Annotated in this window: 27 protein-coding genes; 12 read left to right on the top strand and 15 right to left on the bottom strand. The window is 60.3% G+C overall.

Annotation, left to right across the window (positions count from 1 at the left end):
• The first annotated feature begins 12 nt into the window (after positions 1–12).
• Both BLW69_RS00840 and BLW69_RS00835 read left to right on the top strand, forming a co-directional pair.
• On the top strand, positions 13–507 hold the full coding sequence (locus tag BLW69_RS00840) for a tellurite resistance TerB family protein (RefSeq protein WP_092659306.1): 495 nt from the start codon (positions 13–15) through the stop codon (positions 505–507).
• A 26-nt stretch (positions 508–533) separates the two neighbouring features.
• Positions 534–1,301 carry a glutamine amidotransferase gene (locus BLW69_RS00835; protein WP_092659304.1) on the top strand — a complete coding sequence of 256 codons (768 nt, stop codon included), beginning with the start codon at positions 534–536 and terminating at the stop codon, positions 1,299–1,301.
• Position 1,302: 1 nt separating this feature from the next.
• On the opposite strand, the gene BLW69_RS00830 is transcribed toward BLW69_RS00835, so the two are convergent.
• Positions 1,303–2,538 carry an MFS transporter gene (locus BLW69_RS00830; RefSeq protein ID WP_062462443.1) on the bottom strand — a complete coding sequence of 412 codons (1,236 nt, stop codon included), beginning with the start codon at positions 2,536–2,538 and terminating at the stop codon, positions 1,303–1,305.
• A 142-nt stretch (positions 2,539–2,680) separates the two neighbouring features.
• On the opposite strand from BLW69_RS00830, the gene BLW69_RS00825 reads away from it, so the two are divergent.
• Positions 2,681–2,974, top strand: coding sequence for a YggT family protein (locus tag BLW69_RS00825; RefSeq protein ID WP_062462428.1), 294 nt, complete (start codon positions 2,681–2,683; stop codon positions 2,972–2,974).
• A 146-nt stretch (positions 2,975–3,120) separates the two neighbouring features.
• Here the strand turns inward: BLW69_RS00825 and ppa are convergent, their stop codons facing one another.
• From ppa to BLW69_RS00805, 4 genes are all read right to left on the bottom strand, one after another.
• Positions 3,121–3,654 carry an inorganic diphosphatase gene (gene ppa / locus BLW69_RS00820; protein WP_062462425.1) on the bottom strand — a complete coding sequence of 178 codons (534 nt, stop codon included), beginning with the start codon at positions 3,652–3,654 and terminating at the stop codon, positions 3,121–3,123.
• A gap of 115 nt (positions 3,655–3,769) precedes the next feature.
• On the bottom strand, positions 3,770–4,276 hold the full coding sequence (locus BLW69_RS00815; RefSeq protein WP_062462422.1) for a GNAT family N-acetyltransferase: 507 nt from the start codon (positions 4,274–4,276) through the stop codon (positions 3,770–3,772).
• Between the two features lie 200 nt (positions 4,277–4,476).
• Positions 4,477–6,300, bottom strand: a complete 1,824-nt coding sequence (typA, locus tag BLW69_RS00810; protein ID WP_062581654.1) for a translational GTPase TypA — start codon at positions 6,298–6,300, stop codon at positions 4,477–4,479.
• A 150-nt stretch (positions 6,301–6,450) separates the two neighbouring features.
• Positions 6,451–8,541: a M3 family metallopeptidase gene (locus tag BLW69_RS00805; protein WP_092659302.1), complete on the bottom strand. Its 2,091-nt coding sequence runs from the start codon at positions 8,539–8,541 to the stop codon at positions 6,451–6,453.
• A gap of 188 nt (positions 8,542–8,729) precedes the next feature.
• On the opposite strand from BLW69_RS00805, the gene BLW69_RS00800 reads away from it, so the two are divergent.
• Positions 8,730–9,233, top strand: a complete 504-nt coding sequence (locus BLW69_RS00800; protein WP_092659301.1) for a MarR family winged helix-turn-helix transcriptional regulator — start codon at positions 8,730–8,732, stop codon at positions 9,231–9,233.
• 37 nt (positions 9,234–9,270) lie between these two features.
• Complete coding sequence (locus BLW69_RS00795) at positions 9,271–10,446, top strand: multidrug effflux MFS transporter (protein ID WP_092660934.1); 1,176 nt, start codon at positions 9,271–9,273, stop codon at positions 10,444–10,446.
• A gap of 57 nt (positions 10,447–10,503) precedes the next feature.
• On the opposite strand, the gene BLW69_RS00790 is transcribed toward BLW69_RS00795, so the two are convergent.
• The 3 genes from BLW69_RS00790 to BLW69_RS00780 form a co-directional block, all read right to left on the bottom strand.
• Positions 10,504–11,727, bottom strand: coding sequence for an argininosuccinate synthase (locus tag BLW69_RS00790; protein ID WP_092659300.1), 1,224 nt, complete (start codon positions 11,725–11,727; stop codon positions 10,504–10,506).
• A gap of 111 nt (positions 11,728–11,838) precedes the next feature.
• The gene (locus BLW69_RS00785) at positions 11,839–12,141 is read right to left on the bottom strand and encodes a type II toxin-antitoxin system RelE/ParE family toxin (RefSeq protein ID WP_162759424.1); all 303 of its coding nucleotides are present in this window, start codon (positions 12,139–12,141) and stop codon (positions 11,839–11,841) included.
• A complete protein-coding gene (locus tag BLW69_RS00780) occupies positions 12,131–12,382 on the bottom strand; it encodes a type II toxin-antitoxin system ParD family antitoxin (protein ID WP_244508715.1) in 252 nt (83 codons plus the stop codon). The genes BLW69_RS00785 and BLW69_RS00780 overlap by 11 nt, the downstream gene beginning before the upstream one ends.
• Before the next feature lie 149 nt (positions 12,383–12,531).
• Between BLW69_RS00780 and BLW69_RS00775 the strand changes: the two genes are divergently transcribed.
• Both BLW69_RS00775 and BLW69_RS00770 read left to right on the top strand, forming a co-directional pair.
• Positions 12,532–13,389 carry an SDR family NAD(P)-dependent oxidoreductase gene (locus BLW69_RS00775; protein WP_092659297.1) on the top strand — a complete coding sequence of 286 codons (858 nt, stop codon included), beginning with the start codon at positions 12,532–12,534 and terminating at the stop codon, positions 13,387–13,389.
• A gap of 72 nt (positions 13,390–13,461) precedes the next feature.
• A complete protein-coding gene (locus tag BLW69_RS00770; RefSeq protein ID WP_062462396.1) occupies positions 13,462–14,103 on the top strand; it encodes a LysE family translocator in 642 nt (213 codons plus the stop codon).
• 55 nt (positions 14,104–14,158) lie between these two features.
• Here the strand turns inward: BLW69_RS00770 and BLW69_RS00765 are convergent, their stop codons facing one another.
• From BLW69_RS00765 to BLW69_RS00755, 3 genes are all read right to left on the bottom strand, one after another.
• Positions 14,159–15,229, bottom strand: coding sequence for a hypothetical protein (locus BLW69_RS00765; RefSeq protein ID WP_244508714.1), 1,071 nt, complete (start codon positions 15,227–15,229; stop codon positions 14,159–14,161).
• 306 nt (positions 15,230–15,535) lie between these two features.
• On the bottom strand, positions 15,536–16,774 hold the full coding sequence (gene rlmN / locus BLW69_RS00760) for a dual-specificity RNA methyltransferase RlmN (RefSeq protein WP_092659295.1): 1,239 nt from the start codon (positions 16,772–16,774) through the stop codon (positions 15,536–15,538).
• A gap of 237 nt (positions 16,775–17,011) precedes the next feature.
• Positions 17,012–17,539, bottom strand: coding sequence for an invasion associated locus B family protein (locus tag BLW69_RS00755; RefSeq protein ID WP_062462391.1), 528 nt, complete (start codon positions 17,537–17,539; stop codon positions 17,012–17,014).
• Positions 17,540–17,956: 417 nt separating this feature from the next.
• Between BLW69_RS00755 and BLW69_RS00750 the strand changes: the two genes are divergently transcribed.
• The gene (locus BLW69_RS00750; RefSeq protein ID WP_062462388.1) at positions 17,957–18,520 is read left to right on the top strand and encodes a sigma-70 family RNA polymerase sigma factor; all 564 of its coding nucleotides are present in this window, start codon (positions 17,957–17,959) and stop codon (positions 18,518–18,520) included.
• 18 nt (positions 18,521–18,538) lie between these two features.
• On the opposite strand, the gene BLW69_RS00745 is transcribed toward BLW69_RS00750, so the two are convergent.
• The 4 genes from BLW69_RS00745 to BLW69_RS00730 form a co-directional block, all read right to left on the bottom strand.
• Positions 18,539–18,940, bottom strand: coding sequence for a YkvA family protein (locus BLW69_RS00745; RefSeq protein ID WP_062462639.1), 402 nt, complete (start codon positions 18,938–18,940; stop codon positions 18,539–18,541).
• A gap of 64 nt (positions 18,941–19,004) precedes the next feature.
• Positions 19,005–19,322, bottom strand: a complete 318-nt coding sequence (locus BLW69_RS00740) for a 4a-hydroxytetrahydrobiopterin dehydratase (RefSeq protein WP_092660928.1) — start codon at positions 19,320–19,322, stop codon at positions 19,005–19,007.
• Positions 19,323–19,342: 20 nt separating this feature from the next.
• The gene (gene thpR, locus BLW69_RS00735) at positions 19,343–19,930 is read right to left on the bottom strand and encodes an RNA 2',3'-cyclic phosphodiesterase (RefSeq protein WP_092659293.1); all 588 of its coding nucleotides are present in this window, start codon (positions 19,928–19,930) and stop codon (positions 19,343–19,345) included.
• A gap of 66 nt (positions 19,931–19,996) precedes the next feature.
• A complete protein-coding gene (locus tag BLW69_RS00730) occupies positions 19,997–20,647 on the bottom strand; it encodes an arylesterase (protein WP_092659291.1) in 651 nt (216 codons plus the stop codon).
• A 75-nt stretch (positions 20,648–20,722) separates the two neighbouring features.
• On the opposite strand from BLW69_RS00730, the gene BLW69_RS00725 reads away from it, so the two are divergent.
• From BLW69_RS00725 to BLW69_RS00710, 4 genes are all read left to right on the top strand, one after another.
• Complete coding sequence (locus BLW69_RS00725) at positions 20,723–21,433, top strand: ABC transporter ATP-binding protein (protein ID WP_092659289.1); 711 nt, start codon at positions 20,723–20,725, stop codon at positions 21,431–21,433.
• Complete coding sequence (locus tag BLW69_RS00720; protein ID WP_092659287.1) at positions 21,430–23,973, top strand: ABC transporter permease; 2,544 nt, start codon at positions 21,430–21,432, stop codon at positions 23,971–23,973. The genes BLW69_RS00725 and BLW69_RS00720 overlap by 4 nt, the downstream gene beginning before the upstream one ends.
• Positions 23,974–24,129: 156 nt before the next feature.
• The gene (locus tag BLW69_RS00715; protein ID WP_062581634.1) at positions 24,130–24,876 is read left to right on the top strand and encodes a Bax inhibitor-1/YccA family protein; all 747 of its coding nucleotides are present in this window, start codon (positions 24,130–24,132) and stop codon (positions 24,874–24,876) included.
• Positions 24,877–24,999: 123 nt separating this feature from the next.
• Positions 25,000–25,557: a GNAT family N-acetyltransferase gene (locus BLW69_RS00710; RefSeq protein WP_092659285.1), complete on the top strand. Its 558-nt coding sequence runs from the start codon at positions 25,000–25,002 to the stop codon at positions 25,555–25,557.
• The last annotated feature ends 5 nt before the right edge of the window (positions 25,558–25,562 follow it).

The following is a 25,562-nucleotide window of genomic DNA, read 5'->3' as shown; positions in this document are numbered from 1 at the left end:
CCCAGATTACATATGCTCGATCGCATCCAGGCCTTCCTCCACACGCTGACAGCCCCGCACCATACGGATGAATTTGCGCCCGACGACCCGCGCGTAGCCTTCGTGGCGCTCTGTTTCCAGGTCATGGAAGCCGATGGCAACATGTCCGAGGAAGAGCAGCAGAAATTCCGCGACCTCATGCGCGATCGTTACGATCTGAGCCCGGAAGGGTTGCAGTCGCTGATCGAGGCGGGCCGGCAGGCTGGAAGCGAAGCTGTCGACTATTACCGGTTCACCTCGGATCTCAGAAAGCATCTGGTTGACGAAGAGGACCGGATCGAGCTTCTCGGTATCCTCTGGGATATCGTCTACGCGGATGGGCAGCGCAGCGAGATCGAGGACCACGTGATCTGGCGTATCGCCGATCTCCTGGGCGTTTCCGCCCGAGACCGGGTTCTACAGCGGCAGGAAGCGGCCGCGCGCACCTCGTCTCATCCGGTCGCAGGGGAAGAGGAAGAAAAGGTTTAGCCAGGAACGCTCCAGGACGTGACGTCATGAGAACCCCTTCCCGCCCATCCTCTAAACTCCCGATCCTCGCGATCCTGCATCAGGAAACCTCCTCCGCCGGACGCGTCGGCCAGATGCTCGTCGACAAGGGCTTTGCGCTGGATATCCGCAGGCCCGCTCTCGGCGATCCCCTCCCCGACACGATGTCCGGCCACGCAGGCGCCGTCGTCTTCGGCGGTCCGATGAGTGCCAACGACCCGGACCCGTTCATCAAGACGGAAATTGACTGGATCGACGTGCCGTTGAAGGAGAACAAGCCGTATCTTGGCATCTGCCTCGGTGCCCAGATGCTGGTGCGCAATCTCGGCGGCCGCGTTGGGCCGCAGAAAGGCGAGGTAACCGAAATCGGCTGGTATCCGCTACGCGCCACCGAGCACGGCCGGCTTCTCATGCACTGGCCGAAAATGGTCTACCACTTCCACCGCGAAGGCTTCGACGTGCCGCGTGGCGCGAAGCTTCTGGCAGAAGGCGACGCCTATCCGCATCAGGCGATCCGATACGGCGAGAATGCCTGGGGCGTACAGTTCCATGCGGAACTCACCCGCGCCATGATGCATCGATGGGTGGTGCACGGCGCCGAACGCTTCGGCATGCCAAATGCCCAGCAGGGAAACCAGCACTTGGAAGGACGGATGATCTTCGACCACGCATTGAAGGACTGGCTGTGGACCTTCCTCGACATCGTCTTCGATCGACCCGCCGCCGATGCGAACCGACCGGCAGCACCTGCCTACCCCGCCCAGGGGAACGGATAACTCAGCGCTGCGGTGCTTCCAGATTGTCGATCTTGCGCAGCTTCGGAAAGCCGATCGACCAGATGACGGCGACGGCCAGTGTGCCGATACCGCCGATGACGACGGCAGGGACCGCGCCGATCGCATGCGCCATGGTGCCGGCACGGAACTCGCCCAGCTCGTTGGATGCGCCAACGAACACCATGTTGACCGCATTCACCCGGCCGCGCACCTCGTCCGGCGTCCAGAGCGCGATCAGCGTCTCGCGGACATAGACGGAGATCATGTCAGCCGCACCCATCAGCATCAAGGCCGCAATCGAGATCCACGGGGTGGCCGAGAGGCCGAAGATGAGCGTTCCGAGACCGAACAGCGCCACGCCGATGAACATCGCCGTACCCGCATGGTGCCGGATCGGATGGATGGCAAGCCAGACCGCAACGCCGATCGCGCCGATGCCGGGCGCTGCGCGCAACAGGCCGAGACCCCAGGGGCCAAGCTCCAGCACGTCGCGGGCAAAGATCGGCATCAGCGCCACGGCGCCACCGAGCAGCACAGCAAACAGATCGAGCGAGATCGCACCGAGCACGATCTTCTCGCCGGCGATGAAGCGGAAACCGGCCAGCATCTCATCCCAGCTGACTTTCGAGGCAGGCGTGCGCTGCGCCGGCTTGGGGATCATAAACACAAGGATGGCGGCAACCGTCATCAGAAAACAGGCGACCGAATAGGCCGCAATCGAGCTGGCGCCGTAGAGTAGCCCGCCGAACACCGGCCCGAGGATCGATGCCGTCTGCCAGGACGACGAGTTCCAGGCGATGGCGTTGGGGAGGTCTTCTTCCGGCACGAGGTTGGGTCCCAACGACTGCACCGCCGGCCCCATGAAGGCGCGCTCGATGCCGAAGACGACAAGGATCGAAAACACCAGCCACGGCGTGAATGAGTCGGTGATGGTGAGCGCCAGAAGCGCCGCCGAACACAGTCCGCCGACGACCATGCAGATCGCCATGATCATGCGTCGGTTGTAGCGATCGGCGACCGATCCCGTCACCAGGATCAAAAGCAGCGACGGCAGAAACTGGAAGAGCCCGATCAGACCGAGATAGAGAGGATTGCGCGTCTCGTCATACATCTGCCAGCCGACGGAGACGCTGACAATCTGGATCGCGAAGGCTGCGAAGAACCGGCTGAGAAAGAAACGCGTATAAGCTGCGTGACGAAAGGCGGCGAAGCGATCACCCGATGTGGGTATGGACATGGAACCTGTACTTTCAGCGAAGCCGGAAACCCACGATATGCACACGCCGCCGTTAAACATCCTGCGACGCGGGCCATAGACGGCACTTGCCCGTTAGTTCGCCAATGTCTACATGTCTGTCAACAAAGAAATGGAGACGTGAATGCTCGCCCTGTTTCAGACCATTGACTTGGCCTTGAACCTTTACACCTGGATCCTGATCGCCAGCGCCATCTTTTCATGGCTGTTCGCCTTCAACGTGATCAATTCGAGCAACCAGTTTGTCGATGCGATCGGCCGGTTTCTCTTCAATGTCACCGAGCCCGTTCTCGCGCCGATCCGCCGGGTCATGCCGAACCTAGGTGGTATCGACATTTCGCCCATCATCGTGCTTCTGATCATCTTCTTCATTCGCTCGCTGATGTGGACCTCGATCTATCCTGCTCTCGCAGGCTGAAGCCAAAGACTTTCAGCACGGACACGGTCGGCCCGCGGTGGGAAATTTCCCGCGCGGGCCGTTTTTGTTTTGGCTTACGAGCTGAAACAAAAAATCCCCCGGCTCGAGACGAACCGGAGGATTTTGGAAGCGGTCAGCGGTAAAGATTATTTCTGAGCGTTGAAGCGTTCGATCGCCGCGACGATCATTTTCTTGGCGACGTCAACGTCCTTCCAGCCTTCGATCTTCACCCACTTGCCGGGCTCCAGATCCTTGTAATGCGTGAAGAAGTGCTCGATCTGCTTCAGCGTGATTTCTGGCATATCGGTGTAGTTCTTGATCTTGTCGTAGCGCTGGGTCAGCTTCGGAACCGGCACGGCAATGATCTTCTCGTCCTTGCCGCCGTCGTCTTCCATCACCATCACGCCGATCGGGCGGACATTGATGACGCAACCGGGAACCAGCGGGCGGGTGTTGCAGATCAGAACGTCGATCGGATCACCATCCTCGGACAGCGTATGCGGCACGAAGCCGTAATTGCCCGGATAGGTCATCGGTGTGTACAGGAAACGGTCGACGATCAGGGCGCCGGCTTCCTTGTCCATCTCGTACTTGATGGGCTGGCCGCCGACAGGTACTTCAACGATTACGTTGACGTCTTCAGGCGGATTCTTGCCAACAGAAATTGCATCGATGCGCATAGTCTTCCCCGATGAGGTTTACGAACTTGTGAACCGTCGATAGCGGGAATTGGCTGGCAAGGCAACACAGGTTTGCCGCCAAGGTTAAGTCGTGGCGCACCTTTCGGCCCCGAAGTCAGTGCCAGACGAAACCAATCTTCTTTAGGGACTTTCCGTCGAAGTCCTCCATGCCCTCTGCCAAATCCGCCCCGCCATGGGATCGCAAAAAGCGGACAGCATGCTCGCTGTCTTCCAGGCACCAGACGACCAAGCCCTTGCAGCCAAGCGATTTCAGCAGCCTGCGGCTTTCGCCGAACAGGCGGCGGCCGAGGCCGACGCCCTGATATTCCGGGCGCAGGTAGATCTCGTAGATCTCGCCGTCATAGGGAAGCGCACGGGCGCGGTTGAGGCCGATCGTCGCATAACCCGCGATAACGCCACCGATATCCAGAACCAGAAGCGTCGCCGGCCCGCGGACGGCCTTGCGCCACCACCCCTCGCCGCGGCGCTCCAGCATCTGGATCAGCGGCTTGTGCGGAATGAGGCCGGCATAGGCTTGCGACCATGCCTGGCGGTGCACCTCGGAGATAGCCGGGGCGTCTTGCGGCTCCGCACGCCTGACATCGATCGATAACGTTTTCATAACGCGATTCTAGGTCCTGCCATGGGCTCTCCGCCATTCCCGAGACCCGGGTAAAGTGGATTGCCCACAAGCTTCTCATGTGGACGATGGCAAGGAGGTTAACGCATTTTTTACCTTCGCCACAAGCGTGGCCCAGACCAAGCCACAAAAAAACCCCGGCATTTCTGCCGGGGTCTTGGATGGTCTTGGGAGGCGCGCTGTTAGAGAGCGGCCTTCGACTTGTCGAAGCGCTTGCGGTCGTTTGCGTCGAGATAGATCTTGCGCAGGCGGATCGACTTCGGCGTGACTTCCATCAGTTCGTCGTCCTGGATCCAGGACAGCGCGCGGTCGAGCGTCATGCGGATCGGCGGCGTCAGGCGAACAGCTTCGTCCTTGCCGGCCGAGCGGATGTTGGTCAGCTGCTTGCCCTTGAGAACGTTGACTTCGAGGTCGTTGTCGCGGGTATGGATGCCGATGATCATACCGGCATAAACCTTTTCGCCTGGCTCGATGATCATCGGGCCACGGTCTTCCAGGTTGAACATCGCGTAGGCGACGGCTTCACCGGACTGGTTCGACAGGAGAACACCGTTGACGCGACCGACGATCGCACCCTTGTAAGGCTGATAGTCGTGGAACAGGCGGTTCATGATCGCCGTGCCGCGCGTGTCTGTCAGAAGTTCCGACTGGTAGCCGATCAGGCCGCGGGTCGGCGCGTAGAATACCAGGCGAACGCGGCTGCCGCCGGACGGACGAAGCTCGACCATCTCGGCCTTGCGCTCGGACATCTTCTGCACGACGATACCGGAATGCTCTTCGTCGACGTCGATCACGACTTCTTCGATCGGCTCCAGCGTCTGGCCGGTTGCTTCGTCCTTGTGCATGACGACGCGCGGACGCGAAACGGCAAGCTCGAAGCCTTCGCGACGCATGGTCTCGATCAGAACGGCAAGCTGCAATTCGCCGCGGCCGGACACGAAGAACGAATCCTTGCCGTCAGACTCTTCGATCTTCAGCGCAACGTTGCCTTCGGCTTCCTTGAACAGACGGTCACGAATGACGCGGCTGGTAACCTTGTCGCCTTCGGTGCCGGCAAGCGGGCTGTCGTTAACGAGGAAGGACATGGTAACGGTCGGCGGATCGATCGGCTGCGCTGTCATCGCTTCGGTGACCGCAGGATCGCAGAACGTGTCGGCAACCGTACCCTTGGAAAGGCCAGCGATCGCTACGATGTCACCAGCATGGGCTTCTTCGATTGGCTGACGCTCGATGCCGCGGAATGCGAGGATCTTGGAGATACGGCCGGTTTCGACGGTCTTGCCGTCCTGCGACAGAACCTTGACGGCCTGGTTCGGCTTGATCGAGCCGGATGCGATGCGGCCCGTGATGAGACGACCGAGGAAGGGGTTGGCTTCGAGAAGCGTACCGATCATGCGGAACGGGCCTTCGCCGACATTCGGCTCCGGAACGTGCTTCAGGACCAGATCGAGCAGTGGTGCAAGACCTTCATCCTTCGGACCTTCTGGGTTGACGTTCATCCAGCCATCGCGACCCGAACCGTAGAGGATCGGGAAGTCGAGCTGCTCGTCGGTGGCGTCGAGGTTCGCGAACAGGTCGAAGACTTCGTTGATGACTTCTTCGTGGCGACCGTCCGGACGGTCGATCTTGTTGATCGCGACGATCGGGCGAAGACCGACCTTCAGCGCCTTACCGACCACGAACTTGGTCTGCGGCATCGGGCCTTCCGAGCTATCGACCAGAACGATGGCGCCATCCACCATCGACAGGATGCGCTCGACTTCGCCACCGAAGTCGGCGTGGCCGGGGGTGTCGACGATGTTGATGCGAACACCCTTCCACTCGACCGAAGTTGCCTTGGCGAGAATGGTGATGCCGCGTTCTTTTTCGAGGTCGTTCGAGTCCATCATGCGCTCGACGGTGCGCTGATTGTCGCGGAACGAGCCGGACTGCTTCAGAAGTTCATCGACAAGGGTCGTTTTGCCGTGGTCGACGTGCGCGATAATCGCGATATTCCGCATAGCCATTTTTAGATCTCGGATGTTTCGGGGCGCAGATCGACGGACCGCGCCTATTTCGTTGGCGCGCTCATACCCTGTTTTTCGCAAATGCGAAAGGGGGCGAGCGCGATCTGCGATCAACGCCCGCTCTTCATCTTTTAAAGATAATGGCTTTTGTCAGCCGTCTCCGCCCGAAAGCTCGGCCATGATGGAGAGCCCCCGCTTCTTCAACATTGCGGTCGGATCCGGCAGTTTGCCGCGGAAGGCTGCATAAGCTTCTTCCGGATCGATCGAGCCGCCGACCGAATAGATATTGTTCTTGAGCTTGCGCGCCGTCACCGGATCGAAAGCATTGCCGACCTCCTCGAACGCGGCAAATGCATCCGCATCAAGGACTTCCGACCACATGTAGGAATAGTAGCCGGCCGAGTATCCGTCACCGGCAAACACGTGCTGGAAGTGCGGCGTGGCGTGGCGCATGACGATCGAGGCCGGCATGTCGAGCTCGGCCAGCACCTTGGCCTGCACCGCCATCGGGTCTTCGACCGTGCTTTCCTGGGTGTGGAAAGCCATATCGACCAGTGCCGACGAGGTGAATTCCACCGTTGAGAAACCGGCATTGAATGTCTGCGCGGCAAGAACCTTGTCGAGCAGCGCCTTCGGCATCGGCTCGCCGGTCTTGTAGTGGACGGCATATTTCTCGAAGATTTCCGGCACCGTCAGCCAGTGTTCGTAAAGCTGCGACGGCAACTCCACGAAATCGCGCGAGACGCCAGTGCCCGAAACCGAGGGATAGGTCACGTTGGACAGCATGCCGTGCAGCGCATGGCCGAATTCATGAAACAACGTGCGCGCATCGTCGAGCGACAGAAGCGCCGGCTTGCCTTCGGCAGGCTTTGCGAAATTGCAGACATTGTAGATGATCGGCAGCTCACCTTGCATGCCGTTCTTCAGCGTCAGCTTGTGCTGCGACTGGAACGAACTCATCCAGGCGCCGGAGCGCTTCGACGAGCGAGCAAAATAATCGCCGAGGAAAAGCGCTTTTAGATTGCCTTCCTCGTCATGGATTTCGAATACCCGGACGTCAGGATGATAGACGGGCAAACCCTTCACCTCGACAGCCTTGATGCCGAACAGGCGCTCGGCCACATCGAAGGACGCCTCGATGATCTTCTCGATCTGGAGATAGGGCTTCAGCTCACTCTCGGAGAAAGAGAACGTCCGCTCGCGCAGCTTTTCGGCGTAGTGGCGCCAGTCCCAGGGCATGACCGGATGATTGCCGCCCGCTTCCGAGATCAGACCTGAAAGACTTGCCTCTTCCTCCAGCGCTTTGGTGATGGCCTTCTGCCAGACCTGGCCGAGCAGACCGTTCACCGCCTTCGGTGTCTTCGCCATCGTGTTGTCGAGCTTCAACGCGGCGTAATTCTCATAGCCGAGCAGCTTGGCCTTTTCGGCCCTCAGCGCCAGCGTTTCGCGAACGATCGCGACATTGTCCCGCTCGCCGCCATTTTCGCCGCGCGCCACCCAGGCCTTGAACGCCTGTTCGCGCAGATCCCGGCGGGTCGAGAAGGTCAAAAAAGGCTCGATGATCGAGCGCGACAGCGTGACGAGATAGCCTGAGCCCTCGCCGCGCTCCTTGGCAGCTTCCGCCATCGCTTCTTTCACAAAAACCGGCAGGCCCTCGAGATCGGCTTCTTCGGTCAGTTTCAACGACCAGCCTTTTTCGTCGCCGAGAACATTCTGGCCGAAGCTTGCCCCGAGACCGGCAAGCGTCTCGTTGATCGTTGACAGCCGCTTCTGCTGGTCCTCGGGCAGATTGGCACCGGATTTGACGAACCCCTTCCAGTGACGCTCGAGAACGCGCTGCTGCTCGACGGTCAGATCAAGGTCGTCCCGCTTCTGCCAGAGTGCATCAATGCGTGCGAACAGTTCGGCATTGGTGCCGATCTTCGAATAGTGGCGCGACATTTTTGGCGCGATTTCGCGTTCCAGCGCCTGGATCGTATCGTTGGTATGCGCACCCGCCTTGCCCCAGAAGATCGACGAAACGCGCGACAGCTCGTCACCGGCGATTTCCAGTGCAACGATCGTGTTTTCGAATGTGGGCTCAGCGGAATTTCCCGCGATCTCAGCGATTTCCGCCTCGTGCAAGGCGATGGCGGCATCGAAGGCCGGCGCGAAATCCTCGTCCTTGACCTGATCGAAGCGCGGCATGCCATGATGCCCGTTCCAGTCGACAAGCGCGGAATTCGCTGAGAAAGTTGCCATTGGGTCGTCCTTCACTGTGCTGCTTCGATACCGTCTAATTGCGTAGAGCGACCATATATAGGCAGGCACGGCAAGAGCTTCATCCGCTGATGCAGATTTTTGGAACGCACATCGTTGCGAAATCGCCCGGCACACGGTTTCCAGGCATTTCGATTTGCGTCGTCGGGGAAAGATAGTAAGGCTGCCTTATGAAGCTCGCGAACGAACATCGCCCGGAAACGCCAGGCTTGGTCGCCCAGGGTGAAACCCTCGGCTTCCTGATCGCCGATGCCGCGAGGCTTCTGCGCACGGCTTTCGAGCGGCGCATCGCCCAGGCGGGCCTCGGCCTTACCGCCGGCGAAGCACGAGCACTGATCCATATCGCCCAAGTCGATGGCAGCCGCCAGCTCGACATCGCGTCGCGCATGGGCGTCGAACCGATGACGCTCTGCGCCTATCTCGACAGGCTTCAGTCGCTTGGCCTCATTGAGCGGCAGCAATGCTGCGCCGACCGACGGGCAAAGCGCATCATGCTGACGCCGACCTCTGCCGACATGCTGGCGTCAATCCAGCAGGAACTGCGCGCCATCATCACCTGCGCCACCGAAGGGTTCGATGCCCAAACCGCAAACCTCCTCGGGCAAGCCATGAAACATTTCAACGGCAACCTGCAGAGCTTCAATTCGTCTCAGGCCGAAATTGATGAAGGCTGATACGCAGGCAGCTTCCTTAGTGACACCGCCCGAGCGGATGACAGCTCTGCGAACCACGCTGCTCGGCGCCCTGCTGACGGCGATCGGCCCTGTCTCGATGGCAATCTACACGCCGGCGATGCCGGAACTCGTGAAAGCCTTCGGCACGTCGGAAGCCGCAATCAAGCTCAGTCTGACGCTTTACTTCGGCGGCTTTGCCGTCGCGCAGCTTCTGGCAGGACCGGCCTCAGACGCATTCGGCCGCCGGTCCGCCAGCATTGCGTTCCTGCTGATCTATCTCGTCGGCTCGCTGATGGCGGTCTTTGCACCCTCGGTCGACTGGATCCTGGCTGGGCGGCTGGTGCAGGGGGTCGGCGCTTCCGTCGGCATGACGGTTGCCCGTGCCGCGGTTCGCGACCAGTTCGTCGGTTTCGAAGCCACCCGCATCATGAACATGATCGGCATCATGCTGGCGGTGGGTCCAGCAATCGGCCCCACCATCGGCGGCCTGTCGCTGTCGGTATTCGGCTGGAAATCCGTCTTCGTGCTGATGGTCATCTTCGGGGTTATCGTGCTGACAAGCTGCCTGCTGTTCCTCAAGGAAACAACGGTTCCCGACCGCAGCCGGCTCAGACCCTCGATCCTGGTTTCGACCTACTTCTCCCTTCTCACCGACCTGCGCTTCCTTCTTCCATCTCTTGTCCTCGGCGGCGCGATCGGCGCGCTCTACGCCCAGGGAACGATGCTTCCCTTCGTGCTGATCGGTGAAGTGGGGCTGACCCCGACGCAGTTCGGCCTCGGCATGCTCATCCAGACCGGCGCTTTTCTCAGCGGGTCGATTGCACTGCGGCTTGTGTCCGGGCGCATCAGCGGGCCGACGACGGTGGTGATCGGGCTCATGTTCAGCGGTATCGGGGGCACGATGATGGCCCTCTCCGTTCATCTGCTGCCACCGTCCTTCCTATCGATCATGCTACCGGTCGGCGTCTCCACCTTCGGCATCGCCTTCATCTCACCCTACACGGTGACGGTCGGCCTTGCGCCCTTCCCAAAGACGGCAGGCTCCGCTTCCGCACTGATGGGTTTCATCCAGATGGGCGGCGGCTTTGTCGGCGGCCTACTCGCCGCTGTCTTCGGCGACCCTTTAACGGCTATCGGCACCATCATTCCCGCCATGGAATATGTCGCCGTCGGCAGTTACATCGCCTACCGGATCATCAGCCGTCGGCAATAAAAAAAGCCCGCCTCCGTTTCCAGAAGCGGGCTTCAATATCGATCGGTGCAAAAGCGCTTAGCGGAGCTGGTTGCGCTTGGCGAGCGTGCGCAGGCGCAGGGCATTGAGCTTGATAAAGCCGGCTGCATCCTTCTGATCGTAGGCGCCCTGATCGTCCTCGAACGTGACCAGCTGGTCGGAATAGAGCGACTTCGCGCTCTCGCGGCCGATGACCATGACGTTGCCCTTGTAGAGCTTCAGCGTCACTTCGCCTTCCACATGCTCCTGGCTCTTGTCGATCATGGCCTGCAGCATCTCGCGCTCCGGCGAGTACCAGAAGCCGTAATAGATGAGCTCGGCATATTTCGGCATCAGCTCGTCCTTGAGGTGCGCTGCACCCCGGTCGAGCGTGATGGATTCGATGGCACGGTGAGCGGTGAGCAGGATCGTGCCGCCGGGGGTTTCGTAGATGCCGCGCGACTTCATGCCGACGAACCGGTTCTCGACCAGATCGAGACGACCGATACCGTTGTCGCGTCCATAGGTGTTGAGGGCGGCAAGCAGCGTTGCCGGAGACATCTCGACGCCGTTGATCGAGCAGGCATCGCCCTTGCGGAAGCCGACCTTGATGGTAGTCGCCTGATCCGGTGCAGATTCCGGCGAAATCGTGCGCATATGCACGTATTCGGGAGCCTCGACCGCCGGGTCTTCCAGAACCTTGCCCTCGGAAGACGAGTGCAGCAGGTTGGCATCGACCGAGAACGGTGCCTCGCCCTTCTTGTCCTTGGCAACCGGGATCTGGTTCTGTTCGGCAAACGTCAGAAGGTCGGTGCGGCTCTTGAACGCCCAGTCGCGCCAAGGCGCGATGACCTTGATATCCGGGTTGAGCGCATAGGCCGACAGCTCGAAGCGGACCTGGTCGTTGCCCTTGCCGGTGGCGCCATGCGCGATCGCATCGGCGCCGGTCTTGCGGGCGATCTCGATCAGATGCTTGGAGATCAGCGGCCGGGCAATCGATGTGCCGAGCAGGTAGACGCCTTCATAGACGGCATTGGCACGGAACATCGGGAAGACGAAGTCGCGGACGAATTCCTCGCGGACGTCCTCGATATAGATCTCCTTGATCCCGAGCATCTCGGCCTTCTTGCGCGCCGGTTCCAGCTCTTCGCCCTGACCGAGATCGGCGGTGAAGGTCACCACTTCAGCATTGAGTTCGGTCTGCAGCCATTTCAGGATGATCGAGGTGTCGAGACCGCCGGAATAGGCGAGAACGACCTTTTTTACGTCTTTCGGAAGTGCCATGTCGAATTGTCCGTCTGCGGGTGGTGGCGGTTGGATCAACCGTCGTGTCTGGGATGGCGCACTTTTAGCGAGTTTCAAAAGCCGCGCAAGAAAAACCCGGAAGGGATCCCGTCAGAGATGGCGCGACAGGTTCATGCGTTGATGCAGGATGCGGATGATCACGACCTGGGCGCCTCTCTGTCGGTAGACGATCCAGTGGGAGCCACACGAGCACGTCAAATAGCCTTGGTGAATTTGGTCGATCGGCTTGCCGCGCTTGCGACCACTCGCAATGGCTTGCACAGTAGAGATGATGTCGCCGTAATAGGCGTCCGCTTGGGCAAGAGACCAGGTTTCGAAAGTGTATCGCCAGATCTCCGCAAGGTCCCGTCTCGCGCGCGGCGCAAGCTTGTAGCCCTTGGCTTCACCGGACATGTTTGCGATGCATTTCTTCCAGAAATTCATCGGAATCAAACGGCTGCGGCTCACCAGAGTCTTCACCTTCTTGGATTGCCGCGCGGATGGCCTCCAGCGAGGCCGCGTCGCTTTCCTGCATCAGGCGCAACGCGTCCTCGATCACTTCGCTGGCGGAGCCATAACGTCCGTCCTCGACCTGCTTTTCAACAAAGGCGGCCAGTTTTTCGTCAACTCTGATAGATCTAAGTTCGCCCATCATGCCGGCTCCGGTTTGATCTCGCGTCATGTTGACGGATCCCGCGGAGGATACCATATCGCGCCGAGCCGTTGAACACCTTTGGTCTCAGAACAGCCCAAACCTTCGAACGCCAAAACCTTTCAACAGAAGCATCAAAGAGGAGACTTCCCATGTCCATCACTCACCCTGCTCTGAAGAAAGACAATGTCGCCGTCGTCACCGGCGCCGCCTCCGGTATCGGCCTTGCCGCTGCCAAGGAATTTGCGAAACTCGGCATGTGCGTCGTCCTGGCGGATCTCGAGGGCGACCGGCTTTCAGAGGCGTGTCGCGAGGTTGCCGCCCTTGCCGACGATGGCGAGGCCGATGTCGTGGCAATCGGCACCGACGTCTCGAAACCGACGGAGATCGAAGCTCTGGAACGCGCCGTTCTGCAGCGCTTCGGCCGGGTTCACGTGCTGATGAACAATGCCGGCATCCAGCCCGGCAGCAGCCTGTTCGGCCCGCAGGTCAACTGGGAGAACGTTCTCGCCGTCAACCTGATGGGTGTCGTCAATGGCAGCAGGACATTCGGCCCCCGCATGATCGCCCATGGCGAACCTGGCCTCATCATCAACACCGGGTCGAAACAGGGCATCACCACGCCGCCCGGCGATCCCGCCTACAATGTCTCCAAGGCCGGCGTGAAGGCCTTCACCGAAGCCCTGCAGCACGAATTGCGCAATATGCCCGAATGCAAGGTCAGTGCCCACCTTCTCATTCCGGGCTTCGTCTATACCGGCCTGACAAAGGGGGACCGAACCGAAAAGCCCGATGCCGCCTGGACGTCCGAACAGACAGTGCAGTTCATGCTGGAAAGTCTCGAACGCGGTGATTTCTACATTCTCTGCCCGGACAACGACGTCGACCGCAAGACGGACGAACGGCGCATGGCATGGGCAATCGGCGACATCATCGAAAACCGTCCGCCTCTGTCGCGCTGGCATCCGGACTTCACGGATGCATCAAAAAAATTCATCAGCGGCAGTTGATCAACAGGTTTGGCAGGACTTCGAAAGCCGGATAAAAAGCGACAACCGTCATCCGGCTTTCGAGGACACTTAATGGAATTCCTGCCAAGCCTTGCATCGCTTCTGGCCTTCACCGCAGCCGGCTTGCTTCTGGCTCTGACGCCTGGGCCTGATATGACGCTGTCGATCAGCCGGGCGCTTGCGCAGGGGCGCAGATCGGCACTGTTCGTGGTGCTCGGCACCAGTCTCGGCGTCGTCTGCCACACGCTTCTGGTCGCCTTCGGCATCTCGGCGCTGATTACCGCGTCGCCCACCGCCTTCTTCATCCTGAAAACAGGCGGCGCCGCCTATCTGCTGTGGCTGGCGATCCAGGCGATCCGCTTCGGCTCCAGCTTCTCCGTCGAAACCGTGGAGCGCGCAACGGCAAGCCCGCTCGCAAATATCTCGATCGGCTTCTGGGTGAATATCCTCAATCCGAAGGTGATCATCTTCTTCATGACCTTTCTTCCGCAGTTCGTGACGGCGACAGATCCGCATGTGACGGGCAAGCTGGTCTTCTTCGGGATCTTCTTTATCGCCATCGGCATGCCGGTGAACCTGATCGTCGTGCTTGCCGCCGATCGGCTTGCGAACTGGCTGCAAAGAAATCCGAAAGTCCTGCGCGGCCTCGACTACACCTTCGCCGGCGTGTTCTCGGTCTTCGCCGTGAAGATCTTCATGACGCAGTCGAGATAAGGTCGCCCCTTCGTTTCAAACTACCTTCGCTTCGCGTCGAAGGACAACTCTTCTGTTACTCCCCCTGGCCGCGGGTGGGCGGGGCACCAATTCCGATGTCGGACTGCGGGCCATGCGGGTATTCGACGCTGTGGGAATGGGTGGTCTTTTCGGCCGCCACCGGCCCGGAAAAGCCTCCGGCACCATAGAAGGCGAGATGCAGGCCCCAATAGCCACTCATGAAAACCACGATGGCGACAGCCAGCCCGGCAGGGATGGCCGAAAGCTTCTGCTTCAGTCCGGGCAGCAGCCCGTCTGCCCCGTTCTGGTCGCAGGCAACCGCCACCAGGATGGCGGTGATCAATCCGTGGCCGATCAGGTCGATACGCCCAAACGGCAAGACGGCCGAGGTGAAGATGACGATCATTGCGATGGCCGAAAGGCGGCGGATAAGCGCGGTCCAGAGAAGACCGAAGCCCATGGTGAATTCGGCGATACCGGCCATGGGAATAAAGACATCGCGAGGCATGCCCATCGTGAGGAAGGGCTTTTCCAGCACCAGCGGATAGAACCATTCGGGATAGGCAAATTTTTCGAGGCTCGACCACATCAGCGCGATGGCTAGGCCCCAGCGCAGCACTTCAAAACGGTGGACACGCCAGTCGTCTTTCATCGGCTCGATGATCAGGTAGGCGGCAACGCCGAGCCCGAGCGCCAAATAGTCGAACAAGTGGAAGAGATCGTAGTCCCGCGCCGCGAGCAGCCATAGGGCAACAATTCCAAGGCCGGCGAAAGGCATGGTCCGCCGCGAGAAGATCAGGGCAGCGATCAGCAACTGCAGCCAGGACACCCATTCGGCAGGCGTCTTCAGGTCCGGTGTCAGGTAAACGCCACCCGTGGCAAAGATCGCGACGAAGAACGAGCCAATGACGACGCGGACATAATCGTCGATCCTCGACCAGAGCGGCGAGGTAAAGCGATCAAGCGCTTCGAAGATCAACGGTCCAAAACGGCTGGTTTCGATCGCCCGGGCTGCGGCGAAACAAACGAGAACGAGTACGATCGCCACCCAGAACCAGATATCGCGCAGAACAGTTTCGACCGGCTGGAGAGGCGCACCCACGATGTAGGGTGCGAACCATTTCACATGCGCTTCTGCGGTTGTGGAAATTAAGGCAGCAACTATCGCTCCGCCTGTTAGTGAGACATAAAATGCAGACTTCCTAATGGGATGCTGAAACATGGCGGCATCTTCCGGTTGCACCTGGATGAGCCACATCGATATCAGATTATTGCAGTCTGCATATGACCCCTACAACGGAATCAAGCGCATTTGCGGCGCGCTAGGCGGCATTTTTGCCGCCCCTCGAGCGCTCGGTGTCAGAAACGAAAGGACTGATGAGAGTTTCCAGGCTTCGAGCCGGTTCAGCCAGCAATCGAAGCCCTCCCGGCGTCAGTCGTCTTCGCCATGGCCGGCGATCATCATCGCTTCGAAGGCGAGACGCTCCGTCTTGCGCATGCGCTCCGATTCCGACTTCAGCTGACCACAGGCGGCGAGAATGTCGCGGCCGCGTGGTGTGCGGATCGGCGAGGCATAGCCTGCCTGGTTGATGAAGTCGGCAAACTTGGTGATCGTCTCCCAGTCCGAGCACTGGTAATTGGTACCGGGCCACGGGTTGAACGGGATGAGATTGATCTTCGCCGGAATGCCCTTCAGCATCTGGGTCAGCAGCTTGGCATCCTCGAGGCTGTCGTTGACGTCCTTCAGCATCACATATTCGAATGTGATGCGACGGGCGTTGGACAGGCTCGGATACTGGCGGCAGGCTTCCAGCAATTCCTTCAGCGGATACTTCTTGTTGATCGGCACCAGCATGTCGCGCAGTTCGTCGCGCACCGCATGCAGCGAGATCGCCAGCATCACGCCGATTTCCGTGCCGGTCCGATAGATTTCCGGCACGACGCCCGACGTCGACAGCGTGACACGACGCTTCGACAGCGAAAGCCCGTCGCCGTCTGTCGCGATCAACAGCGCCGTCTTGACGCTTTCGAAATTGTAGAGCGGCTCGCCCATGCCCATCATGACGACGTTCGTAACCTTGCGGTCGCCGGTCGGCACGAAAGCGCCTGGCGGCGTGTCGGCACCCGGAAAATCACCCAGCCGGTCGCGCGCCAGAAGCAACTGGCTCAGAATTTCCTCGGCCGTCAGGTTGCGCACGAGGCGCTGGGTGCCGGTATGGCAAAAGGAACAGGTCAGTGAACAACCGACCTGGCTCGATATGCAGAGCGTGCCGCGGCCCTCTTCGGGAATGTAAACCGTTTCGACCTCGACCGGACGACCGGCACCGCGCGGCGGGAAGCGCAGCAGCCACTTGCGCGTGCCGTCGTTGGAAATCTGCTCTTCCACCACTTCTGGGCGCGCAATGGTGAAATGCGTCTTCAGCATTTCGCGCATGTCCTTGGCGACATTCGTCATCGCGTCGAAATCCGACACGCCGCGAATGTAGAGCCAGTGCCAGAGCTGGCTGACGCGCATGCGTGCCTGCTTTTCCGGTATGCCCTTTTCTCGCAGCGCCGCGTCCATATCCTCGCGCGACAGGCCGATCAGCGACGGCTTTTCGCTATAGAGGTCCGGATTGGCGACGAGCGGCTTCTTGATGGCGACAGGCGCAAAGGCCTCGGAGACCGACATTTCTTCATATCCCGTTCGAATAACATGCCTTCGCCCAGCGCAGGTTTCGCGCATCGCCGTGGCATGTCTTTCTGTGAAATCATGGCGTCCCGGGTAAGCGACGTTCCGAGGAACGGTCGCGCAGGACTAATCTTGACGGGCGCTTTATCATCAAAACGACGCCACGTCACTATTCTTCGTCAAACGCAAAAGGCCGGTCGATGACCGGCCTTCCAATGCGGTGGTGGCAATCTCTGCTTACTTGCAGGATTCGACCTGCTTCAGAGCTGCTGAAATGCCCTGCAGCGAATAGGCGTAGGACGTCTTGGTACCGCGACCGGATACGGCGCTGACGCTCATCTTCTGACCGGTCCGCATCGCAGCAACGAGAGCCGGTTCTTCGGCAGCGTTCTCGACCCAGGCGGCCTTGTCCTTGGTGAACATCGTGAAGTTCTTGTTGTCGATCGTCACGGTGACCTTGGAATTGGTCTGCATCGTGTAGCCCATCATCGCCTGTGGCTCGTAGGAGATGTTCTGGCCTGGACGCTGCGACACGATGAAGAAGATATCGCCGTGATCGACGCTTGCAGGCTCCTTGGTCGTCGGGACGGACAAGACGTAGCAGACCGTAGCCGCGCCCTGCTTGTAGGAATACGCACCCCACGCCTTGAACTGCTGGATGCGGTTCGGCGTCTGGGCGGAAGCGGTACCCGTGCCGGCGCCAAGTCCTGCGCCAATTCCGGCGAGAGTAAGCGCCAATGCGATTGCGACGGTTCTAGCGGCCATGATCTCCTGCCAATTTTCGTAATTTCAAGGGCCCGAGCCGGGCCAGTACGGACATGCCTTCTCGGCGTCATGCCTGGGCGTCATATGCGGCGTCCCAACGGTCGGGTCCCATTTTGACTTCATTCCGGTTACCAAAGAGTCAACACTATCGGTTGGATGCTGAATATGTAGTGAACCGGGATGTGGTCGAATGCGGCGCAGGGTTGCGTTTGATGATGCCCGTTCCAGACGTCGAGTTTTCTGGGCGCATCACTCAACAACGATTTGGGCAAGAGTTTGTCCGTCCGATGACGCAGGCCGCAGCACTTTGAAACTACGTATAAATCCTGCTTAAAACCGCTACCCGTTTTTCTACCGATACGGTAGGATAGTCGCAAAGCTGACGCCTACTCACAAAGAAAGCCTACTGCCGGTTAGATGCTAGGGGACGAGAGAGACCGCTTCGCCCGCCTGGTCAGGGCAGTGGCTGCAACGCGTGATCAAGACGCGTTCACTGCGCTTTTTGATCATTTCGCGCCACGCCTGAAATCCTGGCTGATGAAGCGCGGCATGAATTCGGACGAGGCAGAAGAACTCGTCCAGGATGTCATGACCATCCTTTGGCATCGTGCCAGCCTCTATGATCCCGCAAGATCAAGCCTGTCGACCTGGCTGTTCCGGGTCGCACGAAACCGCCACATCGATGCAAAGCGCCGCGCCCGAAACCGCAAGTTTGACGGCCAGGAGACATTTCTTGCCTTGGCGGAGGTACCGGGCGTCGACACCCTGTTTGAAAGCAAGGAGCGCGACGAGCGGGTCCGTGATGCCCTTTCTCAGATTCCGGACGAGCAAATGAAGCTGGTGCGGGCCGCCTTTTTCCTGGGTCAGTCCCATTCCGAAATCGCCGCTTCGACTGGGCTTCCGCTGGGCACCGTAAAGTCGCGCATCAGGCTGGCGTTCGAGCGCCTGCGGCGAGCACTGGAAGAGACTTCACCGAACTGAAGCGGCGGGGCGGCCGGATCAGCCGCTCGTCTTCATTCCGGCTGCAATATCGGGGTGATCGGCAAGCGCGCTGTCTGCTGCGTCGTAATGTCCGTCGTTGATATGGCCCTGGATCATGCGCAGAGCCGCAGCAAGAACCGCGATATCATCGCTGAACCCGACGACCGCAAAGAAATCTGGGACGATGTCGATGGGGAGAATGAAATAGGCAAGCGCTGCCAGCAAGGTCCCGCGAACGCGCAAGGGTGTTTTTCGGTCCACGGCGCAGTAATAGGCGGCGACCAGATCGCGGCTGAATGGAATTTGCCGCGCGGCTCGCCGCATCGTCGGCCAGAACCTGGCACGCACCTGCTTTTCCCGGCGATCCTGCGTTTTTTCGTCGCCGGGCAGAAGGATCTCGCCGATCTTGACGTCATCCACGCTCATTCCGTCACTCCAGATGCTCGCTTCAATGCATCAGCATATGGGAATGCCGGTGTGAAGTTCAATTCCGGGGCGTGACGATCCGTGCGCGAAATGCCTCGTCCATGGCTCGCGCCAGCTTAAAATCACGATCTGTCAGCCCCTTCTTCGCATGGGTGGTGAGTTGCACCTCGACACGCGAATAGCTGTTGGACCAGTCCGGATGATGGTCGAGTTTTTCAGCCGCCAACGCGCATTCCGCCATGAACCCGAAGGCTTGGCGAAACGACGCAAAGACAAAGCTCCTCGTGATCGCGTCGCCATCAGGGCCCATCGTCCAGCCATCGAGAGTGGCGATCTCGCGCTCGATCGCTTCTCTGTCCAGCACCTCATAAGCCATCAGCATACCTTCGCCAGAGACTAGAAACGGTGCTCGGCTGTTTCCATCTCGTCCTGGGCATAGCCGTAGCTGAGCTCGCGCAGCGGGAAGATTTCCTCCGTCAGGTAGGGCCCGCCACCGCAGGATTCCTTGGAAGACATCAGCACGAAACGCGGAACGACAAAGGGCGCGGTGTGAAAATTCCCGCGCCCTGAAAGGTAATGTACGACTTCATCGAGTCGGCAGTGTTTGAGACGTGCCAGAGTGACATGCGGCGTGAATTTCCGCGGATCAGGCGCCAGTCCGAGACGCTGGCAGATCCGCTCGGTTTCCCCCTGCAGCGCGTGAAGTTCGGGCGACGGGGAGACACCGGCAAAGATCGAATGCGGCTTCTTGGACCCGAACGAACCGATACCTGTCAGCTTTAGCTGGAATTCCGGACGGTCGATCCGGTCCAGCCGGTCGACGATCTCGTCTGCGGTCCGTCCGTCGATGTCGCCGATGAAGCGAAGGGTGATGTGATAGTTCTCCACATCGATCCACCGTGCGCCGGGGATGCCGCCACGGAGCAGCGACAGGCTCATCGCTACATTGCGTGGAACTTCGAGGGCGATGAAAAGTCTCGGCATAGGGACCTCCTCGAATCTTTTGCAGATGCTAACAGCGGAACATGCAACTCGCTTCCGCGCAAGATATTATTTTTGCTGACTACCGATGTCCCCAAGGAAGGCTTCGACCGAAGGAAGGCTCTTTTCGACCATGGCCGCGACACCCTTTGCGTTTGGATGCATGCCGTCTTCGAGCTGCATTCCGGCAACAGTGGTCACGCCATCGAGGAAGAACGGATAGAGCGGCAGCGCGTGTTTCTTGGCGAGCCTTTCGTAGATCGGGTTGAACTTCTGCGCATAGTCGCTGCCCATGTTCGGCGGCGCCATGATGCCAACCAGATAGATCGCAATGTTGCGCGCCTTCAGCCGCGTGATCATCGCATCGAGGTTCTTTTCCGTCTGCTCGGGTGCGATGCCGCGCAGCGCATCATTGGCGCCAAGCTCAAGGATCACGCCATCAGTGCCATCTGGAACCGACCAGTCGATGCGTCCAAGCCCGCCGGAACTGGTATCGCCGGACACGCCGGCATTGTTGATCGCCACATTGAGGCCCTTCGCCTTCAGCGCTGCCTCGAGCTGGGCGGTGTAGGATTCTGCCGGCGCCAGTTGGTAACCGGCCATCAGACTGTCTCCAAAACCGACGATCTGGAGGGTCTTGTCCTGGGCAAAAGCCGGGGCTGCGGTCAGTGCTGCCAGTATCATGACGAGGAATTGAAGCGGTCTTGCTTTAAAACGCACGATCGGTCTCCTAGATTTGGGCTTAACCGCAGCGCGGCATGAATTGCTCTTGAAGCCTATATAGGACGGTCTGCATTGACTAAAACCATCATCACGCTGCGAAAAGCCGATCTCACCCTCGGCAGCGCGGCGGCATCCGTTCACGTTTTGAAGAGCATGGATCTTGACGTCGACACAGGAGAAGCGGTCGGCATCGTTGGTCCCTCCGGTTCCGGCAAATCGACACTGCTGATGGTGCTGGCCGGCCTCGAACGCCTCGACAGCGGCGAGATCGTCATTAACGGGCAGGCGCTTCACAACTTTTCCGAAGATGCGCTGGCGGATTTCCGCGGCCGCAATATCGGCATCGTCTTCCAGTCGTTTCACCTCATCGCCAACATGACCGCGCTCGAAAACGTCGCAGTCCCGCTGGAGCTTGCAAACGCGAAAGATCCGTTCGAGATCGCCCGCCGCGAGCTGACAGCGGTTGGCCTGGGTGAACGGCTGCACCACTATCCCGGCCAACTCTCAGGCGGCGAGCAGCAGCGCGTAGCGATTGCCCGCGCACTCGCCCCCTCGCCTGCCGTGCTGATCGCGGACGAACCGACCGGCAATCTCGATACCGAGACCGGGCGCCAGATCGCCGACCTTCTGTTTTCCAAGCAGGCCGAGCGCGGCATGACGATGATCCTCGTCACCCATGACATTTCGCTCGCTGCCCGCTGCTCGCGCCAGATCCGCGTCCGCTCCGGCGAAATCATCGACGACGGAGCAGGCGCTCCAGCCGTTCAGGTCGCATCCGTATGATGGTCGCGGTCCCTCGGCTGAAAATTGCACTGCGCCTGGCATTGCGGGAAATGCGCGGTGGCCTTAGCGGCTTCTACATCTTCCTCGCCTGTATCGCGCTTGGCACCGGCTCGATTGCCGCCGTCAATTCCGTTTCGCGCGCCATTACCGAAGCCATTGCCGGCCAGGGCCAGCAACTGCTTGCCGGCGATATTCGTTTTGAGCTGAACAACCGCGAAGCGACCGAACAGGAACGCGCCTTCTTGAGCGGGCTCGGCGAAATGTCTGTCTCAACCGGCCTGCGCTCCATGGCCCGCAAGCCGGATGGATCCGAACAGGCGCTGGTCGAGGTCAAGGCCGTCGACGGCGCCTATCCACTCTACGGAGAGTTTAAGGCCGAGCCGGCCGCGCCCCTGCAGGAACTCGTCGCCAAACAGGGCGAGACCTTCGGCGCACTGGCCGCTCCGCTTCTGCTCGAGCGCCTCGGCATCAAGACCGGCGACGAACTGTTGCTCGGCAATATCAGGCTCGTCCTGCGCGGCACGATCGCGTCGGAACCGGACGCGGTGTCCGATGGCTTCGGCTTTGCGCCCCGCCTGATGGTCAGCCGGGAAGCGCTGCAGGCGTCGGGCCTGATGGCAAACGGCAGCCTTGTCGAACACGCCTACAAGATCAAGCTGCGTGATCCTGCCAGCCGGACCGGGTTGGCCGATCGCGCCAACCGCGAATTCCCGGCAGCCGGCTGGTCGATCCGAAGCAGCGACCGCGCAGCCCCCTCGCTTACCGAAAACGTCGAGCGCTTCTCGCAGTTTCTGACGCTGGTCGGCCTCACCGCGCTGATCGTCGGCGGTGTCGGCGTGGCGAACGCCGTGCGGGCCTTCCTCGATGCCAAACGCACCACGATCGCCACGTTCAAATGCCTCGGCGCACCCGCAACTGTTGTCACGCTGATCTACCTGTTCCAGATCATGGTTCTGGCAGTGATCGGCATTCTGGCCGGCCTCGTCATCGGCGCCGTTTCGCCCATCGTGGCACTGCGCTTTCTCGAAGGCGTGCTTCCGGTACCGGATGGCATCAACATCTATCCGTCGGCGCTTGGGCTTGCCGCCCTGTTCGGTCTGCTGATCACCTTTGCCTTCGCCATTCTGCCGCTTGGACATGCGCGCGAGGTCCCTGCCACAGCTTTGTTCAGAGAACAGAGTTTCGACACGGGCCGGCTTCCATCCTGGCCGTATCTGGCAGCCGCAGGCGCAGCACTCGCCGCTCTCGCAATCCTTGCGATCTTCTCGTCCGAAAATCACTTCGTCGCCTCGGTCTTCCTCGGCGCGGTCGCCTGCGCGTTCGTGCTGCTGCGGCTTGTGGCGGCGCTCATTGCGTGGCTTGCCCGTCGTGCCCCGCGCGTCAGTTCGCCGGCCTTGAGGCTGGCACTCGGCAATATCCACCGTCCCGGCGCCCTGACGCCCTCGGTCGTGCTCTCGCTCGGCCTCGGTCTGGCACTCCTGGTGACGCTGGCGCTGATCGACGGCAACATGCGCAACCAGCTGACCGGCAACATCGCCCGCAACGCGCCGAACTTCTTCTTCGTCGATGTCCAGAGCGCCGAAGTCGATGGTTTCCGCAAGCTGCTGCAGGAGCAGGCACCCGGCGCCAAGCTGTTCGAGGTGCCGATGCTGCGGGGTCGCATCCTCGCCTTCAACGGTCAGGATGTCAGTCAGATGAATGTTCCGGCAAAGGGCCGTTGGGTTCTGCGCGGCGATCGCGGCATCACTTACGCCAAGAACAAGCCGGAAAGCTCGACCCTGACGCAGGGTGAATGGTGGCCGGCCGACTATGACGGCGAGCCTCTCGTTTCATTTTCGGCGGAAGAGGCAGGCGAACTCGGACTGAAACTCGGTGATACGGTCACCGTCAACGTGCTCGGCCGCAACATCACCGCCAAGATCTCCAGTTTCCGCAACGTCGAATGGGAATCGCTGTCCATCAACTTCGTCATGGTCTTCTCGCCCAACACGTTCCGCGGCGCGCCGCATGCCTGGCTTGCGACCCTCACCGATCCATCGGCAACGGCGCAGCAGGAAGCGACAATCCTGCGCTCCGTCAGCAATGCCTATCCGACCATCACGAGTGTTAGGGTCAAGGATGCGATCGATATCGTCGATCAGTTGATCGGCCAGCTGGCAACCGCGATCCGGGCAGCGGCCGCCGTGGCGCTGATCGCTTCGGTGCTGGTGCTTGCCGGGGCGCTTGCGGCCGGAAACCGCGCCCGTACCCACGATGCCGTGATCCTGAAGACGTTGGGGGGAACGAGATCCATGCTCATTCGTGCCTTTAGCTACGAATACATGATCCTCGGCTTCGCCACCGCCGTGTTTGCGCTTCTGGCCGGCGGCGTATCCGCTTGGTTCATCGTGTCGCGCATCATGCGCCTTCCCTCGACCTTCCTGCCAGATGTGGCGATCATCACGGTTGTGGCCTCGCTGGTGCTGACCGTCGGCATCGGGCTTATCGGCACGTGGCGGGTGCTGGGCCAGAAGGCGGCGCCGGTCCTCCGGGAATTGTGATCGGGAGCTTTGGGATCCATTGCGTTCCTTCCCCCTTGTATAGGCGTGGTTATCGCCTCATATTTGATGGTAGGCTTGCTGGGCTCCGCAGCGGCGCCTGGGTCTGACCGTTAGGGCCCGACACCGTGACAAATTCCGGAGCTTGAAGAGGATACTATGGCTGACTTCAACAACTATCAAAACCGAGCCGCCCAGACGGGTGCGCAGTCCGGTGCGATGATCGATGAAGGCCTGCGCGCCTATATGCTCAAGGTCTACAACCTGATGGCACTCGGCCTGGCAATCACCGGCATCGCGGCATTCGCGACCTGGCAGATGGCCGTCGCCGATGGCCAGCTGACCCCCTTCGGCCAGCTGCTGTTTGCAAGCCCGCTGCGCTGGGTCGTGATGCTGTCGCCGCTCGCCGTCGTGTTCTTCCTGAGCTTCAGGATCAACAAGATGAGCGTGAGCGCCGCCCAGGCAACCTTCTGGGGCTACGCTGCCCTGATGGGTCTTTCGCTGTCGTCGATATTCCTGGTCTTTACCGGCCAGAGCATCGTGCAGACGTTCTTCGTGACCGCAGCTTCGTTCGGCGCTCTGTCGCTCTACGGCTACACGACGAAGAGAAGCCTGTCGGCAATGGGCTCGTTCCTGATCATGGGCCTGTTCGGCCTGATCATCGCCTCGATCGTCAACATCTTCCTGGCGTCTTCGGCACTCGGCTTCGCGATCTCCGCGATCGGCGTGCTGATCTTCGCAGGCCTTACCGCCTACGACACGCAGAAGATCAAGGAAATGTACTACGACGCGGATGATGCGACGGTCATGGGCCGCAAGGCGATCATGGGCGCCCTGACGCTCTACCTCGACTTCATCAACCTGTTCACCTTCCTGCTTCAGTTCATGGGCAACCGTAACAACTGATCCACGGAGTGGAAGACAGACCAGACGACACACAAGAAGGCGGCCGCAAGGTCGCCTTTTTTGTTGCCCGCCGGGAGGCTGCGTCATAGGCTTGCTGCCTCACCTCAAGCCCCAAGTCCTGCCATGCCCCAGCACCTTCGCGACGTCACAACCGACGACCTGCCCGCCATCACGGCCATCTACCGGGACAGTGTGCTGAACGGCACCGCAAGCTACGAGATCACCCCGCCTGATCTGAAAGAGATGACCGCGCGCTTCCACGCCATCCGCGAGAAGGGCTATCCTTACATCGCAGCCATCGACGACGCCGGCGTCCTCATCGGCTATGCCTATGCATCCGCCTTCCGCACCCGGCCGGCATATCGCTGGCTGGTGGAGGATTCGGTCTATCTGGCTCCTGAAGCGCGTGGAAAGGGTGCCGGGAAGGCACTGCTGCAGGAACTGCTCAGCCGCTGCACAGCGCTCGGCTTTCGCCAGATGGTGGCCGTGATCGGTGGCGCAAGCCCCGCATCCGTCGCGGTCCACAAGAGCCTAGGCTTCGAAATGACCGGTACGCTGAAAGGCACCGGCTTCAAGCACGGTCAGTGGCTGGACACGGTCCTGATGCAGATCGCACTCGGAGAGGCTAAGGATACACCGCCTGACCCGACGGTCTATCCCGGTTCGCTGTTCACCGAGTGAACCAG

Origin of the sequence: Rhizobium sp. NFR12, from assembly GCF_900108545.1 — a bacterium.
GTDB lineage: Bacteria > Pseudomonadota > Alphaproteobacteria > Rhizobiales > Rhizobiaceae > Neorhizobium > Neorhizobium soli.
The sequence above is the reverse complement of the archived record's forward strand: the minus strand, read 5'-3'. Positions and strand labels throughout refer to the sequence as shown.

Excerpts from the sequence above, each read along its gene's own strand:
- BLW69_RS00840 (WP_092659306.1), top strand. The coding sequence starts at position 13 with ATGCTCGATCGCATCCAGGCCTTCCTCCACACGCTGACAGCCCCGCAC.
- BLW69_RS00835 (WP_092659304.1), top strand. The coding sequence starts at position 534 with ATGAGAACCCCTTCCCGCCCATCCTCTAAACTCCCGATCCTCGCGATC.
- BLW69_RS00830 (WP_062462443.1), bottom strand. The coding sequence starts at position 2,538 with ATGTCCATACCCACATCGGGTGATCGCTTCGCCGCCTTTCGTCACGCA.
- BLW69_RS00825 (WP_062462428.1), top strand. The coding sequence starts at position 2,681 with ATGCTCGCCCTGTTTCAGACCATTGACTTGGCCTTGAACCTTTACACC.
- ppa (WP_062462425.1), bottom strand. The coding sequence starts at position 3,654 with ATGCGCATCGATGCAATTTCTGTTGGCAAGAATCCGCCTGAAGACGTC.
- BLW69_RS00815 (WP_062462422.1), bottom strand. The coding sequence starts at position 4,276 with ATGAAAACGTTATCGATCGATGTCAGGCGTGCGGAGCCGCAAGACGCC.
- typA (WP_062581654.1), bottom strand. The coding sequence starts at position 6,300 with ATGGCTATGCGGAATATCGCGATTATCGCGCACGTCGACCACGGCAAA.
- BLW69_RS00805 (WP_092659302.1), bottom strand. The coding sequence starts at position 8,541 with ATGGCAACTTTCTCAGCGAATTCCGCGCTTGTCGACTGGAACGGGCAT.
- BLW69_RS00800 (WP_092659301.1), top strand. The coding sequence starts at position 8,730 with ATGAAGCTCGCGAACGAACATCGCCCGGAAACGCCAGGCTTGGTCGCC.
- BLW69_RS00795 (WP_092660934.1), top strand. The coding sequence starts at position 9,271 with ATGACAGCTCTGCGAACCACGCTGCTCGGCGCCCTGCTGACGGCGATC.
- BLW69_RS00790 (WP_092659300.1), bottom strand. The coding sequence starts at position 11,727 with ATGGCACTTCCGAAAGACGTAAAAAAGGTCGTTCTCGCCTATTCCGGC.
- BLW69_RS00785 (WP_162759424.1), bottom strand. The coding sequence starts at position 12,141 with ATGTCCGGTGAAGCCAAGGGCTACAAGCTTGCGCCGCGCGCGAGACGG.
- BLW69_RS00780 (WP_244508715.1), bottom strand. The coding sequence starts at position 12,382 with ATGATGGGCGAACTTAGATCTATCAGAGTTGACGAAAAACTGGCCGCC.
- BLW69_RS00775 (WP_092659297.1), top strand. The coding sequence starts at position 12,532 with ATGTCCATCACTCACCCTGCTCTGAAGAAAGACAATGTCGCCGTCGTC.
- BLW69_RS00770 (WP_062462396.1), top strand. The coding sequence starts at position 13,462 with ATGGAATTCCTGCCAAGCCTTGCATCGCTTCTGGCCTTCACCGCAGCC.
- rlmN (WP_092659295.1), bottom strand. The coding sequence starts at position 16,774 with ATGTCGGTCTCCGAGGCCTTTGCGCCTGTCGCCATCAAGAAGCCGCTC.
- BLW69_RS00755 (WP_062462391.1), bottom strand. The coding sequence starts at position 17,539 with ATGGCCGCTAGAACCGTCGCAATCGCATTGGCGCTTACTCTCGCCGGA.
- BLW69_RS00750 (WP_062462388.1), top strand. The coding sequence starts at position 17,957 with ATGCTAGGGGACGAGAGAGACCGCTTCGCCCGCCTGGTCAGGGCAGTG.
- BLW69_RS00740 (WP_092660928.1), bottom strand. The coding sequence starts at position 19,322 with ATGGCTTATGAGGTGCTGGACAGAGAAGCGATCGAGCGCGAGATCGCC.
- thpR (WP_092659293.1), bottom strand. The coding sequence starts at position 19,930 with ATGCCGAGACTTTTCATCGCCCTCGAAGTTCCACGCAATGTAGCGATG.
- BLW69_RS00720 (WP_092659287.1), top strand. The coding sequence starts at position 21,430 with ATGATGGTCGCGGTCCCTCGGCTGAAAATTGCACTGCGCCTGGCATTG.
- BLW69_RS00715 (WP_062581634.1), top strand. The coding sequence starts at position 24,130 with ATGGCTGACTTCAACAACTATCAAAACCGAGCCGCCCAGACGGGTGCG.
- BLW69_RS00710 (WP_092659285.1), top strand. The coding sequence starts at position 25,000 with ATGCCCCAGCACCTTCGCGACGTCACAACCGACGACCTGCCCGCCATC.